This is a genomic window from Wolbachia endosymbiont of Cylisticus convexus, assembly GCF_003344345.1.
Genome location: NZ_QPIP01000167.1, coordinates 1 through 8,013, shown reverse-complemented (window position 1 = coordinate 8,013; position 8,013 = coordinate 1). Strand labels below are relative to the sequence as shown.

Genomic DNA, 8,013 nt, shown 5'->3' with positions numbered 1-8,013 from the left:
TGGATTGTATATTAAATCAAAGTCGCAAGGCTATAATGAGCAAGGAGTGATACTGTCAATTGGATTGATTGATAGAAATCGTAGGAATCTCAGTACACTCCTTGCTTAAAAAATGTAGTACGAACGGTAGGGGGATCTAAAAGATCGAATCACAATCCTGTACATCATTTATATTGTTATTTGATTATAATTTATAGGTGCAAAAATGGCTAGAACAGTTTTTATGGGTATTGATGTTTCAAAAGAGACACTTGATATTTCAATCAACAATAAACATCAGCGTATAGAAAATGCAGAAAAAGCTATATCTGAGTTTATAAAGTCAAAAATAGTTAATGTATTTGTTGAATTATGTGTAGTAGAATCAACAGGCGGTTATGAAAAACTTGTCGTAAAATTGTTACAAGAACATAGTATAGTTGTGCATAGAGCTCACCCAAACCGGGTATATGCGTTTGCGAAAGCTTGTAACCATTTTGCAAAAACAGACAAATTAGATGCAAAATTGCTAGAAAAGTATGCTGAATTTATCACAAAAAACGATGAGGTAGTAGAATGTATAGTTTCACAAAAACAAGAAGAACTAAAAGAACTAAGAGCAATTGAGCGTAATCTAAGCGATGATGTTCACGCAAATATGTGTCGTTTACATAATGTGACAGGAAAAGCCAGAGAATATATAGTAAAGCAGATAGAATTTGCCAAAAAACAATTAGAGCAAGTTAGGCAAGACATAGAAGACATAATAGACTCTGACCCTGGTTTGAAGGAAAAAAGCAAACTTCTAACTAGCTATAAAGGTATTGGACGCAAAATTGCGAGTATCCTACTCATAGAAGTACCTGAGCTTGGTAGATTAGATAATAAAGAAATAGCCTGTCTAATTGGAGTTGCACCAAAAACTAATGAAAGCGGAAGAAAGGTAAGCAAAGCTCAAATCATAGGTGGCAGGTTTTATGCTCGAAAAGCATTATACATGTCTGCTGTGGTCGCAATGCGTCATAACAGGAAAATGAAAGCTCTTTATCAGCGCTTAGTTGCTTCTGGCAAAGCCGCTAAAGTTGCATTAGTTGCTGTCATGAGAAAAATCATTATTTGTTTAAATGCCATGGTAAAAAACAATAGTTTTTATCTTGACGCTTAAGACGGTAGATTCCAGTGTCAAGCACTGGAATGACAAGAAAAGGCCACCCGGATGATAAGAAAGGAACCACTGAAAATAAATAGGTGTCATCCCAGTGCTTGACACTGGGATCCAGAAATATGGGGTATGTATAGAAGTTATTTTAAAATACAACGTTTTGATGAGATTATTGGATTCCAGTGTCAAGCACTGGAATGACAAGAAAGGGAGCACTGACTTGAACATTCCCCTGAACAGATACCTTGATACATTAAAGTTTCTAGGTTTGAGTAGTGAAATCCGATTCAGTGTGAAAATTAGCAAACTCCTTTTTAAGCTGTAGAATAAAATTTTTTATTTTAATAAAAAAATTGCTTCCATATACTCAAGATGCCATTATAATGATAGTAGAGATATTTAGAGAGCTCAAAATCTATCTCGGTCTGCAGACCTTTCAACCAATTTTTCAGTAAAAACTTCAGCGATATCTGTTGTATGTGTACTCTGAATCTTTTTTATACAGGAGGATTTTATGCCTAGAATTCCAGATACTTGACCTTTACTTTAGCTAATAACAGGCGCCTGTAGTTTTTAGATTAGTGTTAACACGGTTTTTCTGCTTTTTTTTACTTAATGCCTTAACTCAATGTACACCAGTATCATTTACTGCTTCTAATAAATATAACATTGCTATCACTAACGATATTGTTGTTTTATGCTACAATGTAGATGATGCAGATTTTGCATCATAATAACATTTTTGTATGATTAATGTTAAGTTAATTATTAGCCCAGCAATATTGCTAAGCACAATAAAAGTTAACCCCTCATAGAGACCATAGATAAGCCAAGAAGATGAACAAATAACAAAATTATCAGCATCGATATATCACGAGTAAGTTTAGTAATATATGATTTATACACTTGAGGTAATAATCCAACTAGAGACGAAATTAATGCAATGAAACCGAAGCACTTTCCTATACTTATATACATATACCCTCCTTTTATTAATATATTAAATTTAAAATATTGATAATATTGAATGTCTTTAAACTATTACTAAACTATAATAACGATATAGCTTAAACCAAAAAGAATTAAAAGTATACCTAAGTTAATTATTATCCAAGCTAATCGTCGGCTGTGCATCTTGCTCAGAGATCAGAGCAACTAGCAGATTGTTTATCAATTGAACTTTTTGTTTTCCGTCCAATTGTATATTTTTATTTTTTTCAAAATGAGCTATTACTTCTTCAATGATTCCTATTGCATTTTGCACTATATGCTTTCTTGCAGAGGTGATGGCATGCGCTTGTTGACGCCTCAGCATTGCTTGTGCAATCTCAGATGAATACGCCAAATGCGATATTCTCGCTTCTGCAATTTCAATTCCAGCGATATCTAATCTTTGTTGTAGCATTGACCGCAATTCATTCGAAATTTTATCAGAATTTTTACGCAAAGATTCCTCATCGCTTTCGCTGTCATAAGGATAATTGCTTGCCAATTCTCTAATTACTGAGTCACTTTGCACAAAAACGAATTCATGATAATTATTAACATTATAATATGCCTTTGCAGGACTGCTAACTCTCCAAACAATCACTACTGATATTTCTATTGGGCTCCCATTTGCATCATTCACTTTTATTTTTTCTGTATTGATATTCTGAAATTTCAGAGAAACAACATGTTTGTTTGAAAAGGGAAGCGTTACACATATTCCAGATTTAAAATAAGTTCCGATATAATGACCAAAAAACTCTATCACTCTTGCTTCATTAGGATCATTAATGAAAAATCCTTGAGAGAAAGCCAATATTGAAACAGCAGTAACCCCAAGCGCAATTGTACTGTCATACGCTACAAAAAGTACCAATAAAACTAATCCTAGCGCTATTAGTACAGGAAAAGCCTTTAAATTTCTATCATTTATCGTATTTTTATCTGTACTGTCTTCATCAGATTTCTTTTTCACTTGCACCCTCTCTGCTGATTATTTTATCTACCTTACTTACAAATAATTTAAACTCTCTTAATTCACGATCAGGCAACTTTATCTCAGTTCTATGAGCTATTGTAAGCGGATCAATGTGCTTACCATTATACATAACTTCATAATGTAAATGAGGTCCTGTTGCAACACCAGTGCTGCCAACATAAGCTATAACCTGACCCTGTTTTATTTTAGAGCCCAACTTTATATCGCTACTAAATTTGCTTATATGTGCGTAACAAGTTGAATACCCATTTTCATGTTTTACTTTAATATACTTGCCGTAACCTCCGTTATTCCCTATATATTCTATCACACCCTCTGTAGCAGCATGTATAGGAGTGCCAAGTTTAGCTGCATAATCTACTCCTTTATGAAAAACAACTTTACCACGAATAGGATGCTTTCTATTACCAAATTTCGAAGATATACGATAATCTCCGTTTAAAGGACTTACGAAAATTTCGCTACTTGTTAAGCTTATCCCCTCTTTATTAAAGTACCCCCCTTTGCCGCTCTGTGATTCATAATGATACAAGCTAATGGCCTTTTTATCTGCTATCAGTGAAGTATATAAAATTTTTTCTTCAGCTTTCTGATTACCGAGCGATTTCTCAAAAAGAACCTCCAACTTACTTTTTGGCACAATGTCTTTTTTAAAATCTATACCATAACCTTTATATATGTCGATTAATCTCATCACTGTATTTGGCGCCAAACCTTCTGTGTCAAAAAAAGAGGATTTTATGTCACTGGATATGAATAACAACTTTCCATCACTTTCTGTCATCAAAGCAGCTTTTTTTTTCCTGATCCCATGCTGAAGTAACGCTGGAAAGTGGTTTAGGTTGCTTTCTGTCATTCCAGTGCTTGACACTGGAATCCAGTTTTTATTATACAATCGCTTGGTGTGTCCATTTGTAATTGAATTTTCTGGATCCCAGTGTCTAGGCACTGGGATGACATCTTTCTTGGTGCTTATATCACAATGTTCGTACAGTTGTTTGTTTGACACTGGCTCTTTTTTGCTGATCCCATGCTGGAACGGTACTGCAGATGTTTCAGTGACATATGCTGGTAAAATACAAAGCAATGCAAGTATTACCAGCCTCATAGCTCATCAGCAAAAATAAAATTACCTTCCACATACTGCACATCGTCATTATCTTCTAATTCTTCAACTAATGCAGATAATTTATCAATTAATTCTTTATCGCTAACTTTAATCAGATCTTTTGGCTGCCATGAAAGACGAGCAAGTTCTGGTTCTCCAAATTTTGTATAGAAAGCATCACGCACTCTACCAAATTCTTTTACTTCACAAGTTATAATATACAATCCTTCTGAGTTATTCTCCTCAACATTCAATACTTCTAATTCAATTCCATAGTTAAATAAATCTTCAAAATTCATACCCTCTGCTTTATAGACAATCAAGCCTACATGATCGAAAAGGTAACTTACACCTCCTGTTTCCCCCAAATTACCACCCTTGCGAGAAAAGATATAACGTATCTCAGAAGCAGTTCGGTTGCGGTTATTTGTTAGGGCATGAACAATAAGTGCAGTACCAGAAGGTCCGCAGCCTTCATACTGTATTTCTTCATAATTTTCTCCTGCAACACTACCAGTTGCATTTTTTATTGCTGTTTCTATTTTATCTTTTGGTAGATTTTCCTTACGCGCAGCAAATATAGCAGAGCGAAGACGTGCAGAATCAGGCAGCCCTTGTTTTGCAGCAACTGTTATTTCTCTAATGAGCTTTGTAAATTTTTGAGAGCGCTTTGCATCCTGAGCGCCTTTCCGGTGTTTTATATTTGAAAATTGTGAATGACCAGCCATAGTATATAAAGAAAACTAATTCAGACCTTCTGCTAACATACTTTTATACTGCTCAGCTTCTAAGTCAAGGCCAAGAGCTAAGTAAGCCGAGATTAAATGGTTAATAATTCTAGGAAAATATTGAGAATCTTTATCGCTTACCATATTTTGAAAACGTTTAATTGCCGCTAAATATTCACCACGCCTTAAGTAAAATTCACCAATAGAATACTCTTTTTTTGATATATGTTCTGTGATTAATTTTGCTTTTTCTTTGATCTCGTCTATATACTCGCTATTCGGAAAAAGATTAATATATTCAGTAGCCAGTTCTAAAGTTTTATATGTAATTTGCTGCCCAAGCTGCACTTTGTTAATTTGCATGTAATAAGATAATACTCTTAAGTAATATACATATGGCAAATCTTCACCATTTGGATAAACGTATATATAATCATCCATATCACTTGCAGCACTGCTGTAGTTACCCATATTATAGTGAGAAACCCCAGACAATAATTTGGCTTTCATTGCCCAATAAGATAAAGGATACAAATCCTCTATCTTTTTAAATGCTCTAATAGCTTGTTTATATTTTTTCTGGTCAAAAAGTTCAACTGCTTCTTCATATAGTTCAGTTTCAGTTTCAGTTTTTTCAAGATCATTCGCATACGATTGTGTAAAGGAGCAAATTAGAAAAATAAAGCACGTGATTAAAGTCTTATACATAAGATTTTTTTCGATCAAAATAAAGTATAGACCTAAATATTACTTAAATAAATAAATTTCTACTAGGCAATAGCCGGCCCTTCCTCTTTATAACTACGGTCAGAACTACCTGCATTCCTCGATTTACCTTGTCCTTCCACTTTTGGATCTTTCAGCGTTTTGCTGTAGGAACGTATAGTTAATATCTGTACAACCATAAAAAGTGCAATACCTATCAAGCCTAAAGTAGGCCCAACAGCAGGATTTAAGGATGATGCTAATGCCATTAACATTATTCTTTTTATTAAAAATATAGAAGAACCAGCAAGCGCCAATCCGGCTATAGACATATTGCTAGTTTTCTTGCTAGATTTCTCATCAAGATTAGATTTTTCTGTTTCCTTTTTCTTATTTTTTTCATGCTCACCAATATAAGAAGCAAGAGTTGCAAGAAAAGCAATTGCATTGGCAAGAAATAAAATTGCATCCTCTGCTGCTTCAAGTGAAGATGTTTCACCCATTATCATACCTACAATAACCAGTGCAGTTGTTATAGCCTCAATATAGATCAAACACTGATCTATATCAGAAATATTGTGCTCTTTTTCCTTTACTTCCTCTCCATTTTCAATATTCTCCAACTCTCGTTCTTTTTGTGCTATTTTCCTGTTATTGTAAATTAAATATAGCGTACAAATAAGAGATAGGACCATAAAAGGTAATATAGTGTGGCTTAGCGCACCACTTATCACGCCAAGTAATACCTGATCGCTACATGTTTTTTCCAGTTCAATAGCCATAAATAATGCAAATGGAACCATTGTTACCAATGATACACATTGTCTATATAGCTCTCTTTTTTTTAGTGTTAATAACTCTTGTTCTAGCTTTTTACTTTTTTCTGCCTCTCTTTCTTTTCTGACTTCTTCATCAACTGTTGGCCAAAAATCCCGAAAAAAATCCTCCACTGTAGCATCTTTTCCAAATCCTGATCCTTTAGAGAAGTGCTTAGTATTAAGGCTATCTGCAGTAATAATAGTCATATGAATCGACTAATTTATGAACTAATACATTATACAGGATTTTAACTACTCAGTCAATATTATGAAATTATTAACTGCTTTTAAGCAATTCAGTCAATCTGTTTGATGCCAACTAGAACGTAATTATAACCTGACCACACAGTCATAATAGCCGCAACCCACAAACAAATCACACCTACATATTTAGTTGCTTCATAATCACTCATTATTAGCGCTACTACGGCAACCATCTGCAAAAATGTTTTAATTTTCCCAGCTTTGCTCACAGGTAGGATAACGTTCTTAGCTATCAAAAACTCCCGCAGACCTGAAACTAATATCTCCCTACAAACAATTATAACTGACGGTATAATTGTAACATCATCTATCTTTTGCTTATAGACTAGCATGATTATTGTTGAAACTACTACTAACTTATCGGCAATTGGATCAAATAACTTGCCAAAATTCGATTGGACTTTCCATGCACGCGCTAAATAACCATCAAAAAAATCTGTAATGCACGCAAACATAAAGATCAATATTGTTATTAGATTTGCATACTTACTTTCTATATAAAAGCTTAATATTATTGCCGGTATTGCGAGCGCACGAGAAATTGTTAGCAAATTAGGCACGTTTTTCTTAAGCATGTACATCACTCTCCTAATAAACTCCTTCAATTAACTGATCCTTTCTAACCAGGACATAACCAAATTCAAGGACTTTTCTACTTAGATTCTTCATAACCCTGTCTTGATAAAGTTTCTCATAATAATCAATTCCTTTTTCTACATATTCTTTTCCATATTTTAGCATATTGTAAAAAATACATGCCAATTTTCTTGCTGTAGCAGTAATTGCTTTCGGTATCTCTAGTCGCTTCTTTAAAACCTCCTGCAGTATGCACCAAGTGCAGTCTTGATACACAGCAAGGCATTCGCAGCACGATTTATAACCTTACGTGTTCTTGTTCCAATAATTTTCCCTCCTGTAATTTTATTAGTAGGACTCAACCCAAGCCATGAAGAAAAATGCTTTTCTGTCTGCCATTTATTGCGATTTATACCTGTTTCTGAAATGATAGTCTGTACACTTAATACATCAAGTCTTGGAACTTTAGTAAAACCCATTCCCGTTATTCGATATAAATCTTCGTCTACGGCAAAATCTGGACTATTCTTCTGCTTCCGCTTTTTTATTTTATTCAATGTTCCGTTCTCATTCAACTTTGTTTCAAATATTTTATAGTAATTTTCTATACTTTTATCACATTCGGTTTGAAAAAAAGTATATGCTGCATATTCTTGTTTCAATACAAACAAGTGTTCTTCTCTATA

The 8,013-nt window shown here is 34.0% G+C and carries 8 protein-coding genes and 1 pseudogene; 1 reads left to right on the top strand and 8 read right to left on the bottom strand.

What is annotated here, in order from left to right:
* The first annotated feature begins 205 nt into the window (after positions 1-205).
* Positions 206-1,144: an IS110 family RNA-guided transposase gene (locus Wcon_RS09770; protein WP_114516788.1), complete on the top strand. Its 939-nt coding sequence runs from the start codon at positions 206-208 to the stop codon at positions 1,142-1,144.
* A gap of 798 nt (positions 1,145-1,942) precedes the next feature.
* Here the strand turns inward: Wcon_RS09770 and Wcon_RS12295 are convergent.
* The 8 genes and pseudogenes from Wcon_RS12295 to Wcon_RS09730 all read right to left on the bottom strand — a co-directional run.
* Complete coding sequence (locus Wcon_RS12295) at positions 1,943-2,119, bottom strand: PQ-loop domain-containing transporter (RefSeq protein ID WP_237350145.1); 177 nt, start codon at positions 2,117-2,119, stop codon at positions 1,943-1,945.
* Positions 2,120-2,240: 121 nt separating this feature from the next.
* Positions 2,241-3,104 carry an SPFH domain-containing protein gene (locus Wcon_RS09760; RefSeq protein ID WP_114517955.1) on the bottom strand — a complete coding sequence of 288 codons (864 nt, stop codon included), beginning with the start codon at positions 3,102-3,104 and terminating at the stop codon, positions 2,241-2,243.
* Positions 3,088-3,984, bottom strand: a complete 897-nt coding sequence (locus Wcon_RS09755; RefSeq protein WP_410543476.1) for a M23 family metallopeptidase — start codon at positions 3,982-3,984, stop codon at positions 3,088-3,090. The genes Wcon_RS09760 and Wcon_RS09755 overlap by 17 nt, the downstream gene beginning before the upstream one ends.
* 248 nt (positions 3,985-4,232) lie before the next feature.
* Positions 4,233-4,964 (bottom strand): YebC/PmpR family DNA-binding transcriptional regulator, encoded by a 732-nt coding sequence (locus Wcon_RS09750; RefSeq protein WP_114517953.1) that lies wholly within the window; start codon positions 4,962-4,964, stop codon positions 4,233-4,235.
* 15 nt (positions 4,965-4,979) lie between these two features.
* Positions 4,980-5,672, bottom strand: coding sequence for an outer membrane protein assembly factor BamD (locus tag Wcon_RS09745; RefSeq protein ID WP_114517952.1), 693 nt, complete (start codon positions 5,670-5,672; stop codon positions 4,980-4,982).
* A 62-nt stretch (positions 5,673-5,734) separates the two neighbouring features.
* On the bottom strand, positions 5,735-6,694 hold the full coding sequence (locus Wcon_RS09740) for a hypothetical protein (RefSeq protein WP_114517951.1): 960 nt from the start codon (positions 6,692-6,694) through the stop codon (positions 5,735-5,737).
* A gap of 89 nt (positions 6,695-6,783) precedes the next feature.
* A complete protein-coding gene (pgsA, locus tag Wcon_RS09735) occupies positions 6,784-7,326 on the bottom strand; it encodes a CDP-diacylglycerol--glycerol-3-phosphate 3-phosphatidyltransferase (RefSeq protein WP_047758726.1) in 543 nt (180 codons plus the stop codon).
* Positions 7,327-7,339: 13 nt separating this feature from the next.
* Positions 7,340-8,013 (bottom strand): annotated as a pseudogene (locus tag Wcon_RS09730) (transposase); the annotation flags it as partial.

Excerpts from the sequence above, each read along its gene's own strand:
- Wcon_RS09745 (WP_114517952.1), bottom strand. The coding sequence starts at position 5,672 with ATGTATAAGACTTTAATCACGTGCTTTATTTTTCTAATTTGCTCCTTT.
- Wcon_RS09770 (WP_114516788.1), top strand. The coding sequence starts at position 206 with ATGGCTAGAACAGTTTTTATGGGTATTGATGTTTCAAAAGAGACACTT.
- pgsA (WP_047758726.1), bottom strand. The coding sequence starts at position 7,326 with ATGCTTAAGAAAAACGTGCCTAATTTGCTAACAATTTCTCGTGCGCTC.
- Wcon_RS12295 (WP_237350145.1), bottom strand. The coding sequence starts at position 2,119 with ATGTATATAAGTATAGGAAAGTGCTTCGGTTTCATTGCATTAATTTCG.
- Wcon_RS09750 (WP_114517953.1), bottom strand. The coding sequence starts at position 4,964 with ATGGCTGGTCATTCACAATTTTCAAATATAAAACACCGGAAAGGCGCT.
- Wcon_RS09755 (WP_410543476.1), bottom strand. The coding sequence starts at position 3,984 with ATGACAGAAAGCAACCTAAACCACTTTCCAGCGTTACTTCAGCATGGG.
- Wcon_RS09740 (WP_114517951.1), bottom strand. The coding sequence starts at position 6,694 with ATGACTATTATTACTGCAGATAGCCTTAATACTAAGCACTTCTCTAAA.